We start from the raw sequence: 20,192 nt of genomic DNA on the forward strand, positions 1-20,192 counted from the left end.
CGGACCCCGCCCGCGGCTAAATATAGGTGAGGGAATCGAGGACTTCAGAATGAGCGTGACGGCCCCCAGCCATGCCCCCGCGCCCGCGGAAATCCGGTTCCGGAAGGGGCGAAGGCCGCTGGTCTGCGTGACGGCCTACACGACGCCCGTGGCGCGGATCGCGGATCAGCATTGCGATGTCGTCATCATCGACGATGGCGTCGGGCCGGCGTTGCACGGACTGTCTTCTCCGATGGCGACCAGCCTGGGGATGATGCGTCTGCACGGCCGCGCGGTGGTGCGGGGGCTGAGCCATGCGATGCCGGTGATCGACCTGCCCTTCGGCAGCTATCAGGAATCGCCGCGCCGGGCCTTTCGCAGTGCCGTCGCGCTGATGGCCGATACCGGCGCCATGGCGGTGAAGTTGCGCGGCGGCGCGGTGATGGCCGAAACGATCGCCTTTCTGTCGGCGCGCGGTATCCCGGTGATGGCCCATGTCGGGGGGGCATCGCGCGCAGACAGGTCCGCATCCGATACCGCTGTCATCGGCCCCGGGGAAGAGGCCGTGAGGATCGCCGCCGACGCGCTTGCTGTCGCCGAAGCCGGCGCATTCGCCCTGGTTCTCGAATCGCTAAGCGCACCGCTGGCGGCGGCGATCAGCGCCGAAGTCGAGATCCCGGCGATCGGCTATGGTGTTCCGGCCACCTGCGACGGTCAATTGCGCGACGCTGACGCGTTGCTGGGCCCGCTGGACAGCGGCAAGATCGCCGCCTTTGCCAAAGAAGTTCGAAGCCCGCCGACCGAATAGGGCCGACGGGGCGGGCATCTGGCTGGATCCTGCCCCGGGGCCCGCGCGGCGTGCCCGCTGCGTGGGGCGCCGGCCGGTTCCATGCCCGTCGTCACGGCAGGTGGTCGAAGGCCCAAGCGCTATGCAGCAGAGAGCTTCTCCTTGTCGTGCGAGGTGGTGCGCATCGGGGTCGTGGTGCCGGCCAGATCGGCTAGAATCGGGCAATTCGGCCGGTCGTCGCCCGCGCAGCACGACACGAGATGCGCCAAGGTCTGGCGCATTGCCTGCAATTCGGAAATTTTCGAATCGATCGCCCCCAGATGTTCTTGCGCGATCACCTTCACATCGGCCGAGGCCCGGTCACGATCCTCGTATAGCGCCATCAGCGCGCGGCATTCCTCGATCGAAAATCCGAGTGAGCGAGCGCGGCCGAGAAACGCCAGCTTGTGCAGATGGCTTTCGGAAAAGTCGCGGTAGCCGTTTGCGTGGCGATCCGGATGGATCAGGCCGATTTCCTCATAATAACGAATAGTCTTGGCCGGCAGGCCGGTCTGGCTGGCAACCTCTGCGATCTTCACGGGGGCAGTCCTTTCCTGCACAGGGCGGTTTGGTACCGCCATGCCTTGGATAAAGGCTCCCGTGACGGGAAGGTCAAGGGGTGGGCCGGACTTCTGACATGCGCGACCTGGGTGCCCCCGCGTGCGCTTTGAGGTATGTCAGGGTCGCAGCCGGAGGTTCACATGCGCACGATCGACATCCTGGACCGCCTGATCGCCTTCGAGACGGTCAGCCACCTGCCCAATATCGCGCTGATGGAATGGGTGCGCGACGTCTTGGCCGATGCGGGGGTGACGGCGCAGCTGATCCGTGATCAGAGCGGCACGAAGGCCAATCTCTTTGCCACGATCGGACCGCAGGAACGCGCCGGGGTCATGCTGTCGGGCCATACCGATGTGGTGCCGGTCGAGGGCCAGGCCTGGACGCGCGATCCATTCCGGCTGTCGCGCGGCGAGGGCCGCCTTTACGGGCGCGGCACCACCGATATGAAGGGCTTCGTGGCCTCGGCGCTGTCGGCGGCGCTGGCGGCCACGAAGCGCCCCCTGAAGACGCCGCTGCACCTGGCCTTTTCCCATGACGAGGAGGTCGGCTGCCTGGGCGTGCGCTCGCTGATCGACATGCTAGAGGCAGCCCCGATCCGCCCCGCCATGTGCATCGTCGGAGAGCCGACCTCGATGCAGGTCGCGACCGGCCACAAGGGCAAGACCGCCCTGCGCGCCACCGTCACCGGGCGCGAGGGGCATTCGGCCCTGGCGCCGCTGGCGTTGAACGCGCTGCATCTGGGGGCGGATTTCCTGAACGCCGTGCGCGGGCTGCAGGCGGAACTGGCCGCCACCGGGCGCAAGGACGGCGATTACGACGTGCCCTATACCACGCTGCATGTCGGCAAGATGCAGGGCGGCGTGCAGGTCAACATCGTCCCCAACCGCTGCGTCCTGGAATTCGAGATCCGCGCCCTCGCCGAAGACGATCCCCAGGCGCTGCTGGCGATCCTTGGCGAGCAGGCCGAAACGATCGTCGCCGCCCACAGGTCCGACTTCCCCGAAGCCGCGATCACGATCGAAGTGCTTTGGGCCTATCCCGGGCTTGGCACCCCCACCGACGCGGAGGTGGTCAACTTCGTGAAGGCCCTAACCGGCGCGAACGGCACGATCAAGGTGGCCTATGGGACGGAAGGCGGGCTGTTTCACCAGCGGCTCGGAATTCCCACCGTGATCTGCGGGCCGGGAAGCATGGCGCAGGGCCACAAGCCGGATGAATTCGTCACCGAAGCCCAACTGGCCGGCTGTGATGCCATGCTCGCCGCACTGCTCGATCGTCTGGAACAGGACGCCTGATGCGACATAATGTCGCATGATGAAATCACATTCAATATATTGAATTTAATTTGTGGCAATGGTACCAGCGGCCAAAGGCCGGGCGGGGTGCCCGGCTGTATTGTTTGGAGACGCCAATGACTGTCGAGCGCGCCGTATTCTCCTTCGCTGGGGCGATGATCCTGATCAGCCTTGCCCTGACCTACTGGGTCTCGCCGCTGTGGATGTGGCTGACGGCTTTCATCGGGCTGAACCTGCTGCAGACCGGCTTTACCGGCCTGTGCCCGGCGGCCGCGATCTTCAAGATGTTCGGCCTGAAGGCCGGCTGCGCCTTTCGCTGATCGCTATTCGTCCCCCGGCACGCCGTAGCTGGGGGCCGCGGTCGGATCGAGGGCGCGGGTGACGTAATCGTCGGCCTGGGGGGCGTAGACCTCCCAGGCTTTTCGCAATTCCGCGATCGGGGCATCTGACCAGTCGATGCGCAGATCGGCCCAGGGCCAGGGCTGGGCATCGACGATCAGCAGGCCCGCGGAATGCACCGGCCCGGCCTCTCCGCCCGCGGCAAGGCCGGCTTCCAAAGCTGCGATCAGCCGGTCGCCAAAGGCCGCGCGCGTGGCGGCGAAGGCCGCGACCATCTTGGCGGGCACATCCGGCGCGGCCAGCAGATTGCCGCCGGCGGCCACGCCTTCACCGACCGCCTCGGCCCAGGTTCCCAGGGCTTTCGTGCCGGAATGGATCGCCGCGCCGCCGAGGCGGTCGACGACCAGCAATTGCCGATACTCGGGATGCGCCATCTCGCGCGCCAGGATCGCCACGGCTTCGGGCGCGCGGGCGCCGCCTTCCAACAGGTCAAGCGCCCGGGTCCCCAGGCGCGGGTCGGTCACGTTCTGGCTGGCCACTACCCCCACACCGGCGCGCGCATGGGCGCAGCGGGCCGCGACCGCCGGCGAGGAGGAACTGATCACCATTCCCAGGCGCCCGGTCCCAGGGCAGCGTGCGACGAGAGAGAAGGTCATGGGAGGCTCGCTCCTGTCATCTGGGCGGTGCGGGGCACGGGGCTTGAAGCAGGGCCCGCCGCAAAAAGGCAAATCGCCGGTGGCGCGGGCCATGGGCGGGGCGGTATCAGAGTGTATTCGCGGGCGCCGCATCCTCAGCGCTCAGGCGCCCGGCGATGTAGCGCGCAAAGTCGAAATTCGGCCGCTCCAGATGGCTGAGCGGCCCGGGCTTCGACAAACCGGCGCAGAGACCTTGATAGACCTTCTCGACGCAACCCTTGTCCTCTTGGTTGACCTCGTCGAGCAGCGTCTTGAGCCTCGCGAAATGGTCCCTGGCCTTCGGGTCGGCCACGAATTCCGGCGCCAGGCCGCCACCGTAGAGCACATTCACATGACCCGGCCCGTCGGGGGTAAGCGAGAGATACCAGAAATAGCCCGGGCTGAGCGTGATCATGAGCGACGGATAGATCGAGATCAGCCAGGTGGTGCGGCGCATGTCGCCGGTCAGGGCGGTGTTGGTCGGGTGCGCCAGGGTCAGGTCCAGCGCGTCGTTCTTGATGATGTAGTGATAGTTGAAGGCCGGGTCGCCTTCGGGGCAGGTCATCTTGGTCAGATCCACCGTATGACCGATGGTCCCCGAATGGCAGACCGGCAGGTGATAGCTTTCCATGAAGTTCTCGGCCAACACCTTCCAGTTGGTATGCCAGTGGAAACTTTCGCGAAAGGCCTCCCTGTAATTCTCCATGTGAAGATCGCCGACCAGCGCTTCGACGCCTTTCAGCCGTTCGGCCGGGTCCGGCGCATCCGGGTTGAGCGTGACCATGATCCAGCCCAGCCACACCGTGCAACGCAGTTGTGGCAGAGCGATCTGATCCTTGCAGAAGCCTTGGTTCAGCGTCATTGCCGGCGCCCCGCGAAGCGCGCCATCCAGGTTGTAGGTCCAGGCGTGATAGGGGCAGACGATCGCGCGGACATGACCGCGCCCTTCCAGCAGGGTCGACATCCGATGGCGGCAGACGTTCGACAAGGCGCGGATCGCGCCGTCGTTGTCGCGCAGCACGATCACCGGCTCTGCGGCGATGGTCATGGTCAGGTAATCGCCGGGGTTGGGCAGCGCCTCGGCCCGGCCGGCGCACAGCCATTCGCGCGCGAAGATCTGCGTCTGTTCCAGTTCGGCGAACGCGGCCGAGGTATAGACAGATTTGGGCATCGCCATGGCTTCTTCGAACGGCACCGAGACATTCTTCTGCAATTCCTGCAGCGGGGTCAGGCGGCTGTCGTGATGGGTCATGGCGAGTGTCCTCCGACCTGAGTTTCAGCGCATTAGATCATTTCCATACAAACAAGTCATGAGGAATGATCAATGCGTCCAGAACCACGGCCAGCCCGCAGTGACGGCTGCGCACCCCGGCTGCCACGCCTGTGCGACCGAAGGCCGGAAGCGCCCCGTGCTACTCTGCCGGCTCACTGACCGGCGACACGCGGGGCGCGAATTCGGCCTCGGACACCTTGCCCAGACGGTGCGGCTCCAGCCCTGGGGTGCCGCGCGCCTCAGGGTGGCGGGCGACATACTTGGCGCGGATGTGGTTGGAATCATCGCGGCTTCCGTCATGGCTCCAGCCTGGGGGGGCGACGGCATACATCAACCGCTGGCGCAGCGTCAGACCAGGGCGAAACACGTCGCGAAACAGGCCGACCCATTCGTGAAACGCCACCCGCAGCGGGTTGAAGGTGCCCAGGTTGTGGACCAGCCCGTATTCCGGCTTGTCGTCTTCCAGTTCGGGCACGAAGGTGCCGAACATCTTGTCCCAGATGATGAAGACGCCGGCGTAGTTCGCATCCAGATAGCGGGGGTTGCGGCCATGGTGGACGCGGTGATGCGAGGGCGTGTTCATCACCGCCTCGAACCAGCGCGGCATCTTCTTGATCGCCTCGGTATGGATCCAGAACTGATAGATCAGGTTCAGCCCGCCGCAAAACAGCACCAGCGCCGGATGGAAGCCGATCAGCACCAGCGGCGCGCGCACGATCATCATGAAGGTGAAGGTGTCGGTCCAGCTTTGGCGCAGCGCCGTCGACAGGTTGTAATGCTGGCTGGAATGGTGGTTCACATGGCTTGCCCAGACCCAGCGCGAACGGTGTCCGATCCGGTGCACCCAGTAATAGCGCAGGTCATCGAGGATGAAGCACGCCAGGATCGCCCAGATCGAGGTGCCCAGATTGAATGGCGTGATCCACCACAGCGCCATCAGAAAGCCCCAGGTGATGAACCCAAGCACCAGCCCCAGCCCCACGCTGACCGCCCCCATCGTCAGCGATGTCAGCGAGTCGAGCGTCTCGTAGCGGCCCGCGTGACGGTCCTCGCGCTTCTTGAACATGATCCAGACGAATTCGATCAGGATCAGGCCGATGAAGCCGGGGACGAACAGGTTCACGACATCTGGGAAGGTCGGATCGGTCATGGCGTTGTTCCTTCGATGCGGGCGGCCCAGCGGATGCGCTCTTCCGGCGGCAGGCGCAGGGTGACGGCGGGGGCGGCGAAATCGCCGATCTCGACACGCAGCCCTTTGCGGCAGGCGCGGGCGCTCGGATGGGCCATGTGATAGGCCACCGTATCGGCGCCCAGCGACCACAGCAGCCCGGGGCCCTGCGCAGTTCTGATCAGCGCCGCGTTGTTACCGGGGGCAAGGGTGACCTCGTGAATTTCGTCGTCGGGGAAGTGGCGCAACCATTCGCCGCGCGCGGTTTCCTCGTCGGCAATCTCGAAGGCGCGCGTCTGGCCGGCCAGATGCAGCATCAAAGTGATGCCGATCATGCCCGCGGCGACGACGATGAGCAGAATCTCAAGCGGCATCTTGCCCTCCATAGAGGTAAACAATGGCCCTGTGTCGGGGGGGAGTGTCAACCTCTGCGGCGGCGAAACGGACCTGTCCGAAAGCCTGATCTCGGGGCGCGCCACGGAAAGCGGACCGCGCCGAGACGCGGGCCCCGCGAAACACCCTTGGCGCGGGACACGAGGGATGGGGCAACACCTGTTGCCGGGCGCTTCGATTGGCGCCCGCTCCTTCGGAAAATCATCGCCCGGTCGCACCGGCATGCCTGACCGATCGGCATGCGCCCCAAGGCTGCGGTCGGCATTTCCGGCATCGCCCTGCGGGTATCATTTATGCGACCGCGAGATTATCTGGCGATATTCCCCGAAGGCGCGCGATCGTGGGGCGGCAAACAGGGGCAGGAATGAAAAACACGGTCATGGGACCGGACACCAGCCCCGATACGCGAAGCATACGGTCCAGCTCACGGCCGAACGCGGGAGAAGCGCCTTTCGCGATTCACGAGATCTTCTATTCCCGTACGGATCCGCGCGGCGTGATCCAGTCGGGCAACGACGTGTTTCAGCGGGTTGCGGACTATCCCTGGGACCGGCTGATCGGCGCGCCGCACAAGGTGATCCGTCACCCCGACATGCCGCGCGCGGTGTTTTGGCTGCTGTGGCAGACCATTCAGCAAGGCCGCCCGATCGGCGCCTATGTGAAGAACCGCCATCCGACGGGCTGCATTACTGGGTCTTCGCCGCCATGACGCCGATCGAGGGCGGCTACCTCTCGATCCGGATCAAGCCCAGCTCCAAGCTGTTTGCCACCGTGACGGAGGAATTGGCCGCCATCCGCGAGGCCGAAAACGCGCAGGATCCTACCCCCGAGGATAGCGCAACTCGCTTGCTCGGGCGGCTGAAGGCGCTCGGCTTCGACGATTGCGATGGCTTCATGTCCCACGCCCTGGCCGAGGAGCTGACCGCGCGCGACACGGCGATGGGGCTTGCCGGCGATCCGGTGCTGGCGGCGATCCGCATGATCGAGGAGGCCCTGGCCCGCATCCATGGCGAGATCATCACCCTGTTCGACAGCTTCGTGACGATCCGGCTTATGCCGACCAACATGCGCATCGCCGCTTCGCGGCTGGAACCGGCGGGCGGGCCGATCACCGCGATCTCCTAGAATTTCCGCCTGATGGCGACCGAGGCCGCCAACTCGTTTCCTTCCATGTCGACACCGAAGGGCGGCTTGAACGGATCTCGGATCAGCCGGCGTGGGCAACCGACCCCGGGCGCATTGGCGGCAGAGCGCCTCAGACGGGCGTCGGAAGAGGCGCCCCGCGTGCGAAGGCTTTAAGGTTGTCCACCGCGACCATTCCCATCGCGGTGCGGACCTCCAGCGCGGCGGTGCCCAGGTGCGGAAGCAACGTAACGCAGTCAAGATCGCGCAGCGCCTGCGGCACGTCGGGCTCATTCTCGTATACGTCGAGACCGGCGCCGGCGATCTGCCCGGACTGCAGCGCGCCGATCAGCGCCTGTTCGTCGATAACGTCACCGCGGGAGATGTTCACCAGATGCGCCGTGGGCTTCATTGCGGCAAGTGCGGCGGCGTCGATCAGGTGGCGGGTGCCCGCACCCCCGGGCACCGCGATCACCACCACATCGGCGGCGGCCATCACCTCGGCCAGGGTGGCAAGCTGGTGCGCGGGCACGCCGGGATCGGCCACCTGCGAACGGTTGAAGAACACCACGCCCATACCAAAGCCATGGTGCGCGCGCTTTGCGATTGCCTGGCCGATGCGGCCCATCCCGACGATGCCCAGGGTCTTGCCGGTGACGTGAAGGCCCAGCATCTCGGTCGGGTACCAGCCCTGCCAGCGGCCCGCGCGCACCAGACGGTCACCTTCCGCCGCGCGGCGGGCGGACATCAGCATCAGGGTCATGGCGATATCGGCAGTGGCATCGGTCACGGCGCCGGGCGTGTTGGTCACGGCAATGCCGGCGGCCTTCGCCGCAGCCACGTCGATATGGTTGTACCCCACGCCGAAGTTCGCCAGCAGCCTGGCGCGCGGGGCCGGCACCGCGGCGAAGGCGGCGGCATCGAAGCGATCGCCCAGGGTCGGCAGGACACAGTCGTAGTCGCGCAGCGCCGCGTGGATCTCGTCGCGGTCGAGGGGGCGGACATCGTCTCGCAGGGTGACGTCGAACTCGGGGGCAAGCGCTTCGAGCACCGGATCGGGCAGGCGGCGCGTGATCAGCAGTTTCATCAATAAAGCCTCCCGCCCAGCGGCACGTCCTGGTCGGGCGCAAGCAGCACGACCTCGTTTTCGGCGTCGGGCACGCCCAGCACCAGAACCTCGGACATCACCGGGCCGATCTGGCGCGGGGGGAAGTTGACCACCGCCAGCACCTGGCGGCCGATCAGCGCCTCCGGCGTGTAATGCCGGGTGATCTGGGCCGAGCTTTTCTTCACGCCAAGTTCCGGCCCCAGATCGACCCACAGCTTTATGGCGGGCTTTCGCGCCTCGGGGAAGGGTTCGGCCTGCACGATGCGGCCGACACGGATATCCACCTTCAGGAAATCATCGAAGGTAATCGTCATTTGCCAAGCTCCCGTCCGCGATCCGCCGCCGCCTTCACCGCCCGTTTCAGAAGCGGCGGGAAACCGGTTGCCTCATCCATCAACACCGCCAGTGCCGCCGCGGTCGTGCCGCCCGGAGATGTCACGTTGACGCGCAGCTGTGCCGGGTCTTCCGCCGCCTCCATCGCCAGCGCGCCGGCGCCCGCGACGGTGGCGCGGGCCAGTGTCATCGCCAGATCCGGCGGCAGGCCTTCGGCCGCGCCGGCGGCGGCCAATGTCTCGATCAGATGAAACACATAGGCGGGACCAGAGCCCGAGACGGCGGTGACCGCATCCATCTGATGCTCGCCCTCCAGCCGCACGGTCTGGCCCACGGCGGAAAGCAGCGTCTCGGCCAGGTCCATATCGGCGGCCGAGGCGCAGGCGTTTCCGGTCAGCGCCGTGATGCCGCGACCGATCGCGGCGGGGGTGTTGGGCATGGCGCGGATCACCGGGGTATCGACGCCGAAGACGGATTCGTAATGCGCGATCGTGGTGCCCGCGGCGACCGACAGGAACAGCGTGCCACCGCCACCCAGCGGGGCAAGCGCAGGCAACGCGGTCTCCATCATCTGCGGCTTGACCGCGATCAGCACGATTGCCGGATCCTTCGGCAGTTCGTCGTTCAGATGCAGACCCGTGCCCACCAACCCTTGCAGCCAGTCGGACGGACGCGGGTCGATCACCCAGACCGCGCCCGGCGCCAGCCCTCGTTCCAGCCAGCCCGCCAGCATCGCCGAACCCATCTTGCCGCAGCCCAGCAATACCAGCCCGCGCGCCGCCACCAGTTCCAGTCCGTTCATCCCGCCCTCCGTTGCGGCGCGGAGACTAGTGCGCATCTGCGAAAGGCGGAAGAGGTGGCGCGGAAAAAGTCTTGTGGGGGCATGCCCGCCCGTATCCAAGCGCGCCTTCGCGGCCCCTGAGCCAGGGTCGATGTTCGGCAGGGGCGGGCTGGTATGGTCTTGGAAAAAAGCGCCCGCCTCGAAAGGCGGGCAGGTCTGACCTACTGCAAGGTTTCGGTGTTCAGGCGTGCCCGTAGGCTTCGGCAATGGCGACTTGCATGGCGTCCGCGGGTGCCCGATCGGCCCAGGCGACAAGCTGGAAGGCCGGATAGAAGCGCTCGGCCGTGCCGACGGCGACCGCGATCAGCCGGTCGATCTGTTCCGGCGACGCGATCTGCCCGCCCGCCAGCACCAGGCCGTAGCGCCAGACCATCAGGCGCTGCTCTTCCCAGAAGGTGAAGGCGCCGGCCCAACAGGTATCGTTGATACGGTTCAGGGTTTCGTAGATCTCGGACATGCGCGCCTCGGGCGGGTCCATCTCGAAGGTGCAGATCAGGCGCAGCGTCTCGTCCATCGGCGACCAGGCGAGGGTGATCGAGTAGCTGCGCCACTGCGCCTCGACCTGCATCGTGATCTGGTCGTCGGTGATGCGGTCGAAATCCCAGTCACGATATTCGGCAAGCGTTTCAACGATGTCGATTGGGTGGAGTTCGTCACTGAGCACGAATTCTTCTGAAACTGACATGGCCCGGCCTCTCGAAATCTATCCCCCTGCAGGGGAACCCCAACAAAACCATGGGCGCCCTACAAGGAGCGGCGTTTGTTTGCGTCCGTCCTTACTATATATGGTGTATGTGGCGAGGGGTTCTGTAAAGCACTATTTCCGAAAATATCTGTGGAAAACCGTGTATTTTTTGTAGCTCGCCACCGATTTCGGCAGAGTTTGACACGCAAACCTGCAGCACAGCGGTTTTCGATGGCAAAGGCGTAAACAGGGCGTTCAATGTGGCGTTACCGCCTGCTCGATGGGTGCCATGCGCGATGCCGCTACCACGGCACACCGGAAGCGGTCACAGGTGCGGCCTTGTCGGCCAGCTCCTGCGTCAGCGCCGCCTCGTGGGCCGCAACGGTGTCCGCGCCGATCTGATTCTTGGCCCAGGTCACCGCGAGGTCGGCGGTGATGCTGGCATAGGCCACGAAGGTCTTGTCGGTCGGGGCTTTGGGCGGAAGCTCGACGGTGCCATAGCGGGTCGCGGTATTGGTGCCATCGGTCGCGTTGGCCCGCCAGCTCAGCACCGTGACCATGCCATCGGATGTGTCGCGGACCATGTTCTCGACGAGCCAGGTGATGACGGGCGCGGTCATTTCGCATCCCCCTGGCTGATGCCGAGCGACCCGGCCAACTGCTGCCCGGCCACTTGGCGGGCGATACTGAACTGATCCAGCTCCATGCGGGTGCGCGCGATCTTCTCGTCGAGATCCATTGCCATGCGGAACAGGTACTGCTGATCCGGCGTCAGGTTCTCGAAGACCACCTCGCGGCCTTCGATCATGACCTTGGTCTGCTGGCGCGTCGGGATCGGCGCCACGGCCTCGGTCTTCTTCGCGCGCGGCGGTGCGGCCTTCTTCGCCGCTGCGGTGGCTCTTGCCATGGTTCTCGTTCTCCTTTGGTTAAGCGGGTTCCAGTGCGGCCACTCGCTTGCGTAGCGACTGGATTTCCTTAGTGAGAATCGGGACGATCTTCGAATAATCGACACCGAGCATCTCATGCGCGGCGGCGGGACGGGTTACCGCCTCCGGCACGATCTGACGCAGTTCCTGCGCGATGAAGCCAAACCGGTGATAGGAGTTGTCGGCCTTCATCCTGAACTGACGCACCCTGATCATATCGATCAGCTTGCCAGGCTGCGTCGCATCAATGATGTCGGACTTCGCGCGAGCATCGGAGGTGGTCGCGAAGGTTGTCGTCGTGCCGTCGGTGGAGATGCCGCCAACAACTGCACCATTGACATAGAACTGCTGGAAGGAGCCGCTGGTGTAGCCCGTCGCCTTACTCAGATACACGCAGCTGTCGTCGTTGCGCTGAGCCAAAAGGGTACCCTGCGGCGCGAGTGCAAATCCGGTATTGACCGAGGTGCCGGTGTTCATGCCCGTGGTCGAAGTAGCCCCTACAAGCAGGTTTCCGCTGCCGTCCAGTGTCATCGCCTGGGTGAAGCTGACAGCGGCACCGACTGTCCCCGTGGGCGCAATGTACCAGCGGTGCGATCCTGAAATCTGGTTATACCTCGTGACGGGGCTGGCGACAGCATACAGCCATCCAGTGGCCGAGTAATATGTGCCGTAGGTGACGTTGAGCCCCTGCGCGGACCCAGCTGCAAATCCGTAACCGGGTGCGATCTCGAGACAGCCAGTCCCACTATCCCAAGCGCTCGGCACGACGCCGAGGCCAAGGTTGCCGGCGGAGTCTACGCGAAGACGCTCGACATTGCCGTTCGCGGCATTGCTACGTAAAACGATGGTCCTACCAGACAAAACAACGCCGCCACCAGATCCGTTGCCTGCAATCTCGATGTCATTTACCGTACCGGCAATGGTGAGCGAAATCTGCTTGATAGTCGGAAGTCCCCCCTCGGCCGCAGTGACGGTTTTCCCGAGAGTAATGACATTGTCAGCCGAGACTGTTCCGTCACCAAGCTGCAATCGTGACGTTGGGCTTGCCGTCCCGATCCCGACGCGGCCGGCACTGGTGATCCGCATCCGCTCTGCCCCGGAGGTGTAGAATGCAGTCGTGGTATTTGAACTTGAAGCCGAAATAATAGTCGTGGTCGTCCCGGCGTCGATAGGCCCAATATATGCGACATCCGAAGCGTTTATGCCGACTAGGCGTACGGCGCTACCGGCGAAGTTTCGGCCGTAAAGATACTGCCCGTTCTGAAGCTGCATATTGCCCGCAATCTCCAGAGCCTGCGAAGGACTAGTTGTTCCGATCCCGATATTGCCCGAGGCATCCTTGTAGACCTGCCCCGCACCGATGTTGATCACGCCAGTGCCGCCGGTCAGTGTGCCGGTGTAATTGATGTCGCCGGTCGTCGTCGGGCTGGGGGTGTAGACCACCTGCCAGGTTGTGCCGTTCCAAGTCCGTTGCTCGTTGAGCGCGGTATTCCAGTAGATGTCGCCGGTCTGCAGGGCGGACCCATCTGGGCGGGTCGCCGGGTCGGCAACGAGGGCGCCCATGTAGGCGGCGGCGAACTTGTAGAGGGCATTCCCGCTCTGGACGTTGGCGCCAGCCGCGATGTTGCCGGCAGCGTTCGGCATATCTTGGAAGATCAGCGGATTGCCGCTCTGGCCGGGGAGGCCCGTGGAGGTGGAGGCCACCTGCGTCTGGCTTTGCTGAACCACGACCTGAATGCTGTCGGTGCTGACGACATAGGTGCCGTCGTCGAACTGCACGTCGAAGAGCATCTGCTGTGATCCGGTAACCGGCCAAATCGCCGTTGCGGCCGGTGTCGCGGACAGGGTGAACTTCCCGTTGGCTGCGTCGGTAACCGTTGCGGTCAGCGTGTCACTGAAAGTGAGCACGGAAATCGTCGAGTTGATCGCCACGCCCGTCAATGGTTTCGGGTTCCCATCGGGATCGAGGCGCTGGCAGTAGACGGCGAAGGTGTCGCCCCGTTTCATGGTGATCTTGGTCATTGATCGGCCTCCGCGTGATCGGTCGAGGGTGTGGTCCAGTTGGTCACGCCGCGATCGGCGTTCGATTTTTCAAGGTGACGGTGGCAGGCGGTGATCCATGCGAGCTGGTCGCGACATACCGCCTGAACTTGCGTCGGTGAGTGGCGCCGCAAGGTCCGGTTTCCGGCGGTGTCCGTGCAGGGCAGATCCATGCTCATTTCGAGCGTCAGCGCGGTGAGGCGCGTGAGCTGATCCGACTCGCGGTTCCGATAGAAATGCGCCGCGCCGAGTGCCGAGGAATAGAAGCCGGCACGGATCGCCTGCCCGCACGCGCGCGACATGTCGCCAGTCAGCTGCCGGGTGGCGCGCGTCGCGGCATCACCTGCCAGGCGCGCGCATGCCACCACCTTGCCCTTTTCGACACGATCTCGCAGGGGGTCTGCCGTGCCTTCAATCGCGGCTTCGCCGGGCCGGATCTGCAGGTTGACGGCCTTCTCGTTGACGAAGCGAAACATGCCGCGGATGGCGCCCGTCTTCTTGTGATAGATCACCCAAGGCTTCATCGCTTCACCTCCAGCAGGGAAAGCGACCCGGTGAAGGTGTAGTTGATGTTCTGGCCACCATAGTGCCGGATCTTCATGCTGACCGCCGACGAGCCGGCGTCGGACGTGCCGAAAATCGAGATCGGCGGGAAGGTCCAGGTCTGCGTCGAGGTCGACTGGCTGAACGAATAGGTCATCGACTCGTAGATCTTTGTCGCCCCCTGGAAGATCTGCACGAGGAGGCCGATGTAGGACTGGTTGCTGACCGCCGGCACCGGATCCTGGTAGAAGCTCAGGCTGCCCTTCGCGGAAATCAGAAGCGGCCGGCCACCTATCGAGGCGATTGTGACGCTGGCAACCTCATAGGGGTCGGGATCGGCCGACGTGAAGCTGATGCTCGCATCGATCGTGCCATCCTGGGTGGCAGCGTTCGGCGCGATCGTGTCTGTGGTGACCTCGTTGGTGGAGGGCGTGACGACGGCCGTGGGGGCAACCACGGCGACCCAGCCCGTCCATGTGGTCGCCCGGCCCGAATAGGGCAGAATGAGCCCCCGCGTTTCATAGGTGATACCGGCGACGATGCCCTGGGTGGCGATGATCGAGGCGTTTTCCGGAGCCACCTCGATCGCGTTGATCATCGTGCCGTCGCTCTGGCGCCGGATCTCGATGCGGATCGCGCGGATATCGTCCGAGCCGGTCGCGGCCCAGCTGATCTGCAGCCCGGGGATGCGCGCCACGGCCCCAGCATCGTCAACCGTCGTCGCGGCGGCGGCAAATCCGCTCAGGGACTGGGCGGGAACGACCGCCATGCCGAGCGCTGGCGCCGGCGTGGTCGCGATCTGGTCGCTGCCCGCCCAATTGTAATCGGCGCCGTCCCGCTCCCGCAGGCTCAGCGTCGTCACCAGCGTTGCCTGGTCTTCGGCAGTGGCCGTGATTTCGAGGGTCTTGCTGGTGTAGCCATTCTCTGCGGAGGTCCAGCCGGCCGCGTCCAGCGGCTCCAGTGGCGTTGCGTCGGGGGGCAGCGTGACCGTGTGCTGGCGGAACCGGCGGTTGTCCTTCAGCAAGAAGGTCTGAAGGCGCTGCACCTGGTTCTCGTAGGGACAGGCCTGCAACTGCAGGTCCGCGGCCAGCAGGCGGCCGCCATCCGCGGCCTGGTAGGCGGCATCGGTCCGAAGCGGCGCGCCGCGCGATTGGTAGAGCGTGCTCGGATCGGGATAGTTCGCGCTCACCGCGTTGTAGGTGCGGTCGAGGCCGGGAAACGGCTGGTAGTCCTCGGGCTGGGTGGCCAGGACATCGTCGTCGGTGAAGTAATAGACCGGAAGCCCGGGGCCGCCCACGCGCGGCTTCAGCACGCCGCCCACATCGGCGAACTCGGCCGAGCACGTCGCCGCCAGCGCCTCCATGACATCTGCCGGCTGCATGTCGACCGAGACCATGTAGCCCGCCCGAAACATCGGCTCGGGGCTGCCGCCGCCATTGGTCGCAGTCGCATCGCAGGCATTCATCGCGGTGAACCAGTCGGCAAGCGGCAGGTCGTCGGCCGAGTATTCGCCGCCCCAGACCTCGGTGCCGACCGTGATCCCGCGGGCGATGTTGTAGCACATCACCATGGGGTTGTCGGTTGCCGCCCAGGTGGTGCTGTCGGACCAGCGTTGCGCCCCGGTGCCGCCCACGGTGCTGTCGGAACGCGGGTCATAGAGCGGGATGCCCTGCAGCTCATAGAGAACCTGCGGTACCGTCGAGAACAGATCTCGATTTATGCGGAAGGTGGCGATCGCGTAGCAGAGGCCGTGGCCGATCATCGTGTTCGTCCAGGGCCGCTCGGCGGCGCCGCCGTATTTCGTGAGCAGCATCGGATCCGCGACGGTCTGGCTGCCGTCATAATACTTGATCCAGGCATAGCCCGCATACTTGCCCTGAACGGGCTGCCCATACCCGCTGCCGTCGTCGGGGCCGAGGGTCACCCATTCGCCGTTCAGGGCGACGCGGGTCAGTTGCGCCCCGGGCACGCCGCACAATTCCCGCACCTGGGTGTGATAGGCATTCGGCACGCCCCCGGCGGTGCCGTGATCCCGATCGGGCGTGGAGATCCAGCCGGGCGTCATGAACCGGCCGAGCATGAAGTCCTCGGGCGCGTCCTCGCTGGCGGTGCTCTGACCCTGGACGCCGGCATGCGTCGTTGCCGCGCGGGGATGCGGGGCCAGGGCCTTCGACAGCTCCGAGACGGCGATCGAGAAGATCAGCTTGCCGACGAACGAGGCCCCGAAGGTGAACGCGGCCGAGGCCGCTGTCGCGGCCCCCACCGTGGTGGCGGAGATGCCGACGGCTCCGGCGAGAAAGGCACCTACCTGTGGCATGTCATACCCTCCACGCCTTTACCGCGTCGAGGCGCGAGCGGGTCTGGATCCCATTGGCCTCGGTCAGCAGGTAGATTTTCGGGCCCTGAAGGACGCCGAGGGCCGGCCCGTCTTCCGTGTCGACGCACACCACATCTCCCGGATGCGCAAAGGCCGGCGGCACCGCCTCGAACAGGCTGTCGACCAGCGCAATGTGATCGCGGTGCCCCGCCTTGCGCAGCACGCGCAGCGCCCCTGTCAGGGTCTTGTAACGCCCGCGATAGGGGGCCGAGAGATCCTCGTCGGTCATCGCCGCCACGGCGCCGGCGGCGAAGAGGGCGCAATCCAGTTCTCCATACCGGAACCCGGCACGGCTGTGCCGGCCGATGTAGTTTGAGAGCCTCTGCATCCAGTCGTCGCGGCGTTTCATTTCACGGTCCATAGAACAGGGGGTTTTTGGCGCCGGCCGAGGACGATGTGCCGGCCGTGGAGCTCACGGGCGTCGCGTTCGGGGTGGCCGCGGACTGGCCACCCCAGTTGAACGGAATCGCCATGGCAACGGCGGCATCGCGGCGGAAGGTATCCCCAGGGCTGCGCGCCTGAAGCGCCGCGTTGCTCTTTCTCAGGGTCAGCGGTTTGGTGAGCGACCTGGTCGAGTTCGCCAGCGTCATGTCGCCGACGTAGGAGCCGCCCTCGGGCGCGCGCTTCAGGTCGAGCTGATCGATCCAGCCCTTGAACACCCGGAACGGCACATCGATCATGTCGCCGGTTGTCGGGTCGAGGTCCACCTGGTGGATCTCGATTGGCGCGATCCGGGTATCATAGCCCCGCAGTTCCTGCTCGACCTCGGGCGCGATCGCGTTCAGTTGCACATGCTGCATCTGCACCAGGAGCCCGGAGGTATAGCGCAGGGGCTCGATGCCGATGATCGAGCCCGCGCCATAGTAGAGGCGGTTCGCGCCGCCAATCGTGACCGTCGTGGTATCGTCGCCGTTCCAGAACCCCGCCGTCACCGCCGCGCCGCTGGACCACTGCTTCGCCGTGATCCAGAGCAGGTTGCGAACCATGGTTCCGGCGCGGGACTGCCGGTAGGCCAGGGTTGCCGATGGGATGCTTTTCATGGGCGGTTACCTCAGCGTCTGCTGGAATTTCAGGGAGCCGCCGCGCGCCACCGTATGATGCACCTCCGGATCGGCCACGGATCCCGCGATCAATTCGACCTTGCAGAAGGGCCGGATCAGGGTGACGGCCGTGCCCGTGACCGCACCCGGGCGGATCGCGGGTAGCACCTGGAATGCCGGGGTCGTGCCGGTGCCGTCGGCCATCACCGTCTCCATCAGCCGGTGAAGCGCATAACGGGTGGCCGCGCTGGTCACCGTGACCGACGCGGTGCTGGCCTTTCCGGTGGCCTATTTCATGGCCCGGGTCGCCGGTCCGCGCCTGCGGCTTGCGCTGATCACCGCGGTCGTGCTGCCGCTGTGGTCCAGCTATCTGGCCCGGGTCTACGCCTGGCGGCTGATCCTGTCGCATGACGGCGCGCTGAACTGGGGGCTGAAGGCGCTGGGCCTGCCGCCGCCCGACATCGGCTATACCAATGTGGCGATGTGGATCGTGTTCAGCTATATCTGGCTGCCGTTCATGATCATGCCGGTCTACGCCGCGCTTGAACGTATCCCGGGAAATTATTTCGAGGCATCGCAAGACCTTGGCGCGCGCGGCGGGCGCACCTTCGTGAAGGTCGTGCTACCCTTGGCGATGCCGGGGCTGGTGGCGGGGTCGATCTTCACCTTCTCGCTGACGCTGGGTGACTATATCACTCCGGTGCTGGTTGGTGGGCCGGGGTCGGATTTCATCGGCAACGTGGTCTATTCCAACGTCGGCGTGGCCAACAACATCCCCTTCGCCGCCGCCTATGCCACGGTGCCGCTGGTGCTGATGGCGGGCTATCTTTGGCTTGCGCGCCGCATCGGCGCCTTCGACGTGATGTGAGGCCCCCGATGGAAAGCCGTTCCACCCGCATCTTCCTGGCCCTGTGGACGATCCTGGTGATCGCCTTCCTGTTCGGCCCGATCCTTTTGATCGCGGTCTATGCCTTCAATGCCTCGAACGTGCAAAGCTGGCCGATCGCGGGGCTGAGCCTGAAGTGGTTTCCGAAGACCTGGGCCAACCACGAGGTCCGCACGGCGCTGTGGCTGTCGATCCGCGCGGGGCTTTTGGCCACCACGATCGCGGTCGTGCTGGGCACCTTCGCGGCCTTCGCCGTCAACCGGGCGCGCTGGCGCGGGCGCGAGGCGCTGTCCTTCGCCGTGGTCCTGCCGATCGCGCTGCCGGGGATCATCACCGGGATGGCGCTGAATTCGTTCTTCGTGTTCTGGCACCTTCCGCTAAGCTACTGGACCATCGTGATCGGGCACGCGACCTTCTGCATCGTCATCGTCTACAACAACGTGCTGGCCCGCTTGCGCCGGGTGCCCGGCTCGCTGGCCGAGGCCTCGATGGATCTGGGCGCGGGCGCGTGGATGACCTTCCGGCGCGTGACCTTCCCCGCGATCTCGACCGCGCTGATCGCCGGGGCGCTGCTGGCCTTCGCGTTGTCCTTCGACGAGGTGATCGTGACCACCTTCACCGCCGGGGCGCAAAACACCTTGCCGCTGTGGATTTTCGGCGCGATCCGGCTGGGGCAGGAATTGCCCGAGGTCAACGTGATCGTGCTGGCGGTGTTGATGGTGACGGCAGTGCCGGTCTTCCTGGCATACCGGGTGACGCAGCACCGCTAGGGTCCCGGCCTTCGCCGAACCCGAGAATTCCGCCGTTGCGCCCCATTGATGCCGAATTGCCCCTGCAAGGTCGATCCCCAGTGCGCCGCGCAACGCGAAGAGGATCCCTTGTCCCGACTTCTCAGTTCCATCTCCCGCGGTCCGCTCTGGGTTCCGGTACTGACGGCCCTGCTGCTGCTGGCGGTTTCCCTGGGCATGCGGTTCGAATTCGCACGCCAGGCTGCGTCCTACACGCGCCTTGCAGAGCGGCCGTTGCCGCCCGTGGTGACGCTGGATCGCTACCGGATCCCAGGCGGCGAGGCGCCGCATGAGGCCGTGCTGCGGGTCGATGTGATGATCCGCCACCAGCTGCGGCTTGACGCGACGCATGGCGACACCGAGGCCACGGATCTGTATTTCCTGCCGTTCACCGCCCCTCCGGGCGGAGCCGACGAGGGCAAGGTGCTGGGCGGCATGGTTCTGTCGCGGCAGGCGCGCGACGCCTTCGTTCAATGGGCCGTGACCCGCGCTCATCCCCAGTTGGCCAATGCCGGGGTCGAAATGACGCTGGCCGGGCTGGTCGAACGCCCGAAGGGGGCAGAGCTGACGCGGATGGCGCTGAAGGCGCAGGGTGTGCGGGCCGCGCCCGAGCTGTTGTTCCTGACCCCCTATCTCGGCCGCCGCGCCGACGTCCTGGCGGCCCGCGCGGCCTGGGTGCGCGACAATCCGCTGCAAAGGGTCCTGATGATCGCCGCCGTGGCGATGTTGCTTTTCACGGCCAACCGCTATGTCCTTCTGCGCAGGGCGCGCGCCCAGGACCCCGAGCCGCTTTCGCCTGCGAAGGTTCGCGACACCGCCTTTGAGCGGTTGGCGCAGCTTTCCGGGCCCGATCCCGCAGCCGATCCCGAGCGGGCGTCGTCGCCGGTCTTCGCCCCGCGCCCCGCGCCCCGTCCCGCGCGCCGGCGTCCGCGTCCGCGGGCGCGATCCCTTTGAGCGGTCGCATAAGGGTTGAACGGTTGCATAAGGGTGCCACC

The 20,192-nt window shown here is 65.5% G+C and carries 25 protein-coding genes; 8 read left to right on the forward strand and 17 right to left on the reverse strand.

What is annotated here, in order from left to right; genetic code table 11:
* Nucleotides 1–49 precede the first annotated feature (49 nt).
* A complete protein-coding gene (locus BLV97_RS15545; protein WP_092164138.1) occupies nucleotides 50–787 on the forward strand; it encodes a 3-methyl-2-oxobutanoate hydroxymethyltransferase in 738 nt (245 codons plus the stop codon).
* Between the two features lie 119 nt (nucleotides 788–906).
* Here the strand turns inward: BLV97_RS15545 and cueR are convergent, their stop codons facing one another.
* Nucleotides 907–1,344 (reverse strand): Cu(I)-responsive transcriptional regulator, encoded by a 438-nt coding sequence (cueR, locus tag BLV97_RS15550; RefSeq protein WP_051645833.1) that lies wholly within the window; start codon nucleotides 1,342–1,344, stop codon nucleotides 907–909.
* A gap of 162 nt (nucleotides 1,345–1,506) precedes the next feature.
* Between cueR and argE the strand changes: the two genes are divergently transcribed.
* Together argE and BLV97_RS15560 are read left to right on the forward strand one after the other, a co-directional pair.
* Nucleotides 1,507–2,661, forward strand: a complete 1,155-nt coding sequence (gene argE, locus BLV97_RS15555; RefSeq protein ID WP_035838113.1) for an acetylornithine deacetylase — start codon at nucleotides 1,507–1,509, stop codon at nucleotides 2,659–2,661.
* 116 nt (nucleotides 2,662–2,777) lie between these two features.
* Complete coding sequence (locus BLV97_RS15560; RefSeq protein WP_035838112.1) at nucleotides 2,778–2,981, forward strand: YgaP family membrane protein; 204 nt, start codon at nucleotides 2,778–2,780, stop codon at nucleotides 2,979–2,981.
* 3 nt (nucleotides 2,982–2,984) lie between these two features.
* On the opposite strand, the gene BLV97_RS15565 is transcribed toward BLV97_RS15560, so the two are convergent.
* The 4 genes from BLV97_RS15565 to BLV97_RS15580 form a co-directional block, all read right to left on the reverse strand.
* The gene (locus BLV97_RS15565) at nucleotides 2,985–3,656 is read right to left on the reverse strand and encodes a DUF1028 domain-containing protein (protein WP_035838110.1); all 672 of its coding nucleotides are present in this window, start codon (nucleotides 3,654–3,656) and stop codon (nucleotides 2,985–2,987) included.
* A 106-nt stretch (nucleotides 3,657–3,762) separates the two neighbouring features.
* Nucleotides 3,763–4,926 carry an aromatic ring-hydroxylating oxygenase subunit alpha gene (locus tag BLV97_RS15570; protein WP_035838108.1) on the reverse strand — a complete coding sequence of 388 codons (1,164 nt, stop codon included), beginning with the start codon at nucleotides 4,924–4,926 and terminating at the stop codon, nucleotides 3,763–3,765.
* Nucleotides 4,927–5,086: 160 nt separating this feature from the next.
* The gene (locus BLV97_RS15575; RefSeq protein ID WP_051645832.1) at nucleotides 5,087–6,097 is read right to left on the reverse strand and encodes a sterol desaturase family protein; all 1,011 of its coding nucleotides are present in this window, start codon (nucleotides 6,095–6,097) and stop codon (nucleotides 5,087–5,089) included.
* Complete coding sequence (locus BLV97_RS15580; RefSeq protein ID WP_092164140.1) at nucleotides 6,094–6,489, reverse strand: hypothetical protein; 396 nt, start codon at nucleotides 6,487–6,489, stop codon at nucleotides 6,094–6,096. The genes BLV97_RS15575 and BLV97_RS15580 overlap by 4 nt, the downstream gene beginning before the upstream one ends.
* A gap of 383 nt (nucleotides 6,490–6,872) precedes the next feature.
* Here BLV97_RS15580 and BLV97_RS15585 point away from each other — a divergent pair, with 383 nt between their 5' ends.
* Nucleotides 6,873–7,217, forward strand: a complete 345-nt coding sequence (locus BLV97_RS15585) for a PAS domain-containing protein (RefSeq protein ID WP_051645831.1) — start codon at nucleotides 6,873–6,875, stop codon at nucleotides 7,215–7,217.
* On the forward strand, nucleotides 7,214–7,633 hold the full coding sequence (locus BLV97_RS15590; protein ID WP_051645830.1) for a hypothetical protein: 420 nt from the start codon (nucleotides 7,214–7,216) through the stop codon (nucleotides 7,631–7,633). Before BLV97_RS15585 ends, BLV97_RS15590 begins: the two co-directional genes overlap by 4 nt.
* Nucleotides 7,634–7,763: 130 nt before the next feature.
* Here BLV97_RS15590 and BLV97_RS15595 read toward each other — a convergent pair whose 3' ends face one another.
* The 12 genes from BLV97_RS15595 to BLV97_RS15650 form a co-directional block, all read right to left on the reverse strand.
* Nucleotides 7,764–8,717, reverse strand: a complete 954-nt coding sequence (locus BLV97_RS15595) for a 2-hydroxyacid dehydrogenase (protein ID WP_035838092.1) — start codon at nucleotides 8,715–8,717, stop codon at nucleotides 7,764–7,766.
* Complete coding sequence (locus BLV97_RS15600) at nucleotides 8,717–9,052, reverse strand: tRNA-binding protein (protein WP_035838090.1); 336 nt, start codon at nucleotides 9,050–9,052, stop codon at nucleotides 8,717–8,719. Before BLV97_RS15600 ends, BLV97_RS15595 begins: the two co-directional genes overlap by 1 nt.
* Complete coding sequence (gene proC, locus BLV97_RS15605; RefSeq protein WP_035838089.1) at nucleotides 9,049–9,873, reverse strand: pyrroline-5-carboxylate reductase; 825 nt, start codon at nucleotides 9,871–9,873, stop codon at nucleotides 9,049–9,051. The genes BLV97_RS15600 and proC overlap by 4 nt, the downstream gene beginning before the upstream one ends.
* A 220-nt stretch (nucleotides 9,874–10,093) precedes the next feature.
* The gene (locus BLV97_RS15610) at nucleotides 10,094–10,597 is read right to left on the reverse strand and encodes a type III secretion system chaperone family protein (protein ID WP_035838087.1); all 504 of its coding nucleotides are present in this window, start codon (nucleotides 10,595–10,597) and stop codon (nucleotides 10,094–10,096) included.
* A 302-nt stretch (nucleotides 10,598–10,899) separates the two neighbouring features.
* Nucleotides 10,900–11,217 (reverse strand): DUF7936 family protein, encoded by a 318-nt coding sequence (locus BLV97_RS15615; RefSeq protein ID WP_035838085.1) that lies wholly within the window; start codon nucleotides 11,215–11,217, stop codon nucleotides 10,900–10,902.
* Entirely contained in the window at nucleotides 11,214–11,504 is a 291-nt protein-coding gene (locus tag BLV97_RS15620; protein WP_035838083.1) for a hypothetical protein, read from the reverse strand. The genes BLV97_RS15615 and BLV97_RS15620 overlap by 4 nt, the downstream gene beginning before the upstream one ends.
* Before the next feature lie 19 nt (nucleotides 11,505–11,523).
* The gene (locus tag BLV97_RS15625; RefSeq protein ID WP_035838082.1) at nucleotides 11,524–13,545 is read right to left on the reverse strand and encodes a tail fiber domain-containing protein; all 2,022 of its coding nucleotides are present in this window, start codon (nucleotides 13,543–13,545) and stop codon (nucleotides 11,524–11,526) included.
* Nucleotides 13,542–14,087 (reverse strand): hypothetical protein, encoded by a 546-nt coding sequence (locus tag BLV97_RS15630; protein ID WP_051645829.1) that lies wholly within the window; start codon nucleotides 14,085–14,087, stop codon nucleotides 13,542–13,544. Before BLV97_RS15630 ends, BLV97_RS15625 begins: the two co-directional genes overlap by 4 nt.
* Nucleotides 14,084–16,423 carry a phage tail protein gene (locus BLV97_RS15635; RefSeq protein ID WP_092164139.1) on the reverse strand — a complete coding sequence of 780 codons (2,340 nt, stop codon included), beginning with the start codon at nucleotides 16,421–16,423 and terminating at the stop codon, nucleotides 14,084–14,086. Before BLV97_RS15635 ends, BLV97_RS15630 begins: the two co-directional genes overlap by 4 nt.
* A gap of 1 nt (nucleotide 16,424) precedes the next feature.
* Nucleotides 16,425–16,832 carry a DUF6950 family protein gene (locus BLV97_RS15640; protein ID WP_035838080.1) on the reverse strand — a complete coding sequence of 136 codons (408 nt, stop codon included), beginning with the start codon at nucleotides 16,830–16,832 and terminating at the stop codon, nucleotides 16,425–16,427.
* A 1-nt stretch (nucleotide 16,833) separates the two neighbouring features.
* On the reverse strand, nucleotides 16,834–17,523 hold the full coding sequence (locus BLV97_RS15645; protein WP_035838078.1) for a hypothetical protein: 690 nt from the start codon (nucleotides 17,521–17,523) through the stop codon (nucleotides 16,834–16,836).
* A gap of 6 nt (nucleotides 17,524–17,529) precedes the next feature.
* Nucleotides 17,530–17,727, reverse strand: a complete 198-nt coding sequence (locus BLV97_RS15650; RefSeq protein ID WP_143037558.1) for a hypothetical protein — start codon at nucleotides 17,725–17,727, stop codon at nucleotides 17,530–17,532.
* Between the two features lie 34 nt (nucleotides 17,728–17,761).
* Here BLV97_RS15650 and BLV97_RS15655 point away from each other — a divergent pair, with 34 nt between their 5' ends.
* The 3 genes from BLV97_RS15655 (at nucleotide 17,762) to BLV97_RS15665 (ending at nucleotide 20,151) form a co-directional block, all read left to right on the forward strand.
* Nucleotides 17,762–18,391, forward strand: coding sequence for an ABC transporter permease (locus tag BLV97_RS15655; protein ID WP_051645827.1), 630 nt, complete (start codon nucleotides 17,762–17,764; stop codon nucleotides 18,389–18,391).
* Nucleotides 18,392–18,399: 8 nt separating this feature from the next.
* Nucleotides 18,400–19,179: an ABC transporter permease gene (locus tag BLV97_RS15660; RefSeq protein ID WP_051645826.1), complete on the forward strand. Its 780-nt coding sequence runs from the start codon at nucleotides 18,400–18,402 to the stop codon at nucleotides 19,177–19,179.
* Nucleotides 19,180–19,287: 108 nt separating this feature from the next.
* The gene (locus tag BLV97_RS15665) at nucleotides 19,288–20,151 is read left to right on the forward strand and encodes a hypothetical protein (protein ID WP_143037559.1); all 864 of its coding nucleotides are present in this window, start codon (nucleotides 19,288–19,290) and stop codon (nucleotides 20,149–20,151) included.
* Nucleotides 20,152–20,192: the final 41 nt, after the last annotated feature.

This window comes from Allgaiera indica, from assembly GCF_900106675.1.
GTDB lineage: Bacteria > Pseudomonadota > Alphaproteobacteria > Rhodobacterales > Rhodobacteraceae > Acidimangrovimonas > Acidimangrovimonas indica.

Coding starts and splice junctions, on each gene's coding strand:
- proC (WP_035838089.1), bottom strand. CDS start 9,873: ATGAACGGACTGGAACTGGTGGCGGCGCGCGGGCTGGTATTGCTGGGC.
- argE (WP_035838113.1), top strand. CDS start 1,507: ATGCGCACGATCGACATCCTGGACCGCCTGATCGCCTTCGAGACGGTC.
- BLV97_RS15630 (WP_051645829.1), bottom strand. CDS start 14,087: ATGAAGCCTTGGGTGATCTATCACAAGAAGACGGGCGCCATCCGCGGC.
- BLV97_RS15590 (WP_051645830.1), top strand. CDS start 7,214: ATGACGCCGATCGAGGGCGGCTACCTCTCGATCCGGATCAAGCCCAGC.
- BLV97_RS15545 (WP_092164138.1), top strand. CDS start 50: ATGAGCGTGACGGCCCCCAGCCATGCCCCCGCGCCCGCGGAAATCCGG.
- BLV97_RS15560 (WP_035838112.1), top strand. CDS start 2,778: ATGACTGTCGAGCGCGCCGTATTCTCCTTCGCTGGGGCGATGATCCTG.
- BLV97_RS15570 (WP_035838108.1), bottom strand. CDS start 4,926: ATGACCCATCACGACAGCCGCCTGACCCCGCTGCAGGAATTGCAGAAG.
- BLV97_RS15610 (WP_035838087.1), bottom strand. CDS start 10,597: ATGTCAGTTTCAGAAGAATTCGTGCTCAGTGACGAACTCCACCCAATC.
- BLV97_RS15620 (WP_035838083.1), bottom strand. CDS start 11,504: ATGGCAAGAGCCACCGCAGCGGCGAAGAAGGCCGCACCGCCGCGCGCG.
- BLV97_RS15640 (WP_035838080.1), bottom strand. CDS start 16,832: ATGAAACGCCGCGACGACTGGATGCAGAGGCTCTCAAACTACATCGGC.
- BLV97_RS15600 (WP_035838090.1), bottom strand. CDS start 9,052: ATGACGATTACCTTCGATGATTTCCTGAAGGTGGATATCCGTGTCGGC.
- BLV97_RS15575 (WP_051645832.1), bottom strand. CDS start 6,097: ATGACCGATCCGACCTTCCCAGATGTCGTGAACCTGTTCGTCCCCGGC.
- BLV97_RS15625 (WP_035838082.1), bottom strand. CDS start 13,545: ATGACCAAGATCACCATGAAACGGGGCGACACCTTCGCCGTCTACTGC.
- BLV97_RS15615 (WP_035838085.1), bottom strand. CDS start 11,217: ATGACCGCGCCCGTCATCACCTGGCTCGTCGAGAACATGGTCCGCGAC.
- BLV97_RS15660 (WP_051645826.1), top strand. CDS start 18,400: ATGGAAAGCCGTTCCACCCGCATCTTCCTGGCCCTGTGGACGATCCTG.
- BLV97_RS15635 (WP_092164139.1), bottom strand. CDS start 16,423: ATGCCACAGGTAGGTGCCTTTCTCGCCGGAGCCGTCGGCATCTCCGCC.
- BLV97_RS15645 (WP_035838078.1), bottom strand. CDS start 17,523: ATGAAAAGCATCCCATCGGCAACCCTGGCCTACCGGCAGTCCCGCGCC.
- BLV97_RS15580 (WP_092164140.1), bottom strand. CDS start 6,489: ATGCCGCTTGAGATTCTGCTCATCGTCGTCGCCGCGGGCATGATCGGC.
- BLV97_RS15595 (WP_035838092.1), bottom strand. CDS start 8,717: ATGAAACTGCTGATCACGCGCCGCCTGCCCGATCCGGTGCTCGAAGCG.
- BLV97_RS15650 (WP_143037558.1), bottom strand. CDS start 17,727: ATGGCCGACGGCACCGGCACGACCCCGGCATTCCAGGTGCTACCCGCG.
- BLV97_RS15565 (WP_035838110.1), bottom strand. CDS start 3,656: ATGACCTTCTCTCTCGTCGCACGCTGCCCTGGGACCGGGCGCCTGGGA.
- BLV97_RS15585 (WP_051645831.1), top strand. CDS start 6,873: ATGAAAAACACGGTCATGGGACCGGACACCAGCCCCGATACGCGAAGC.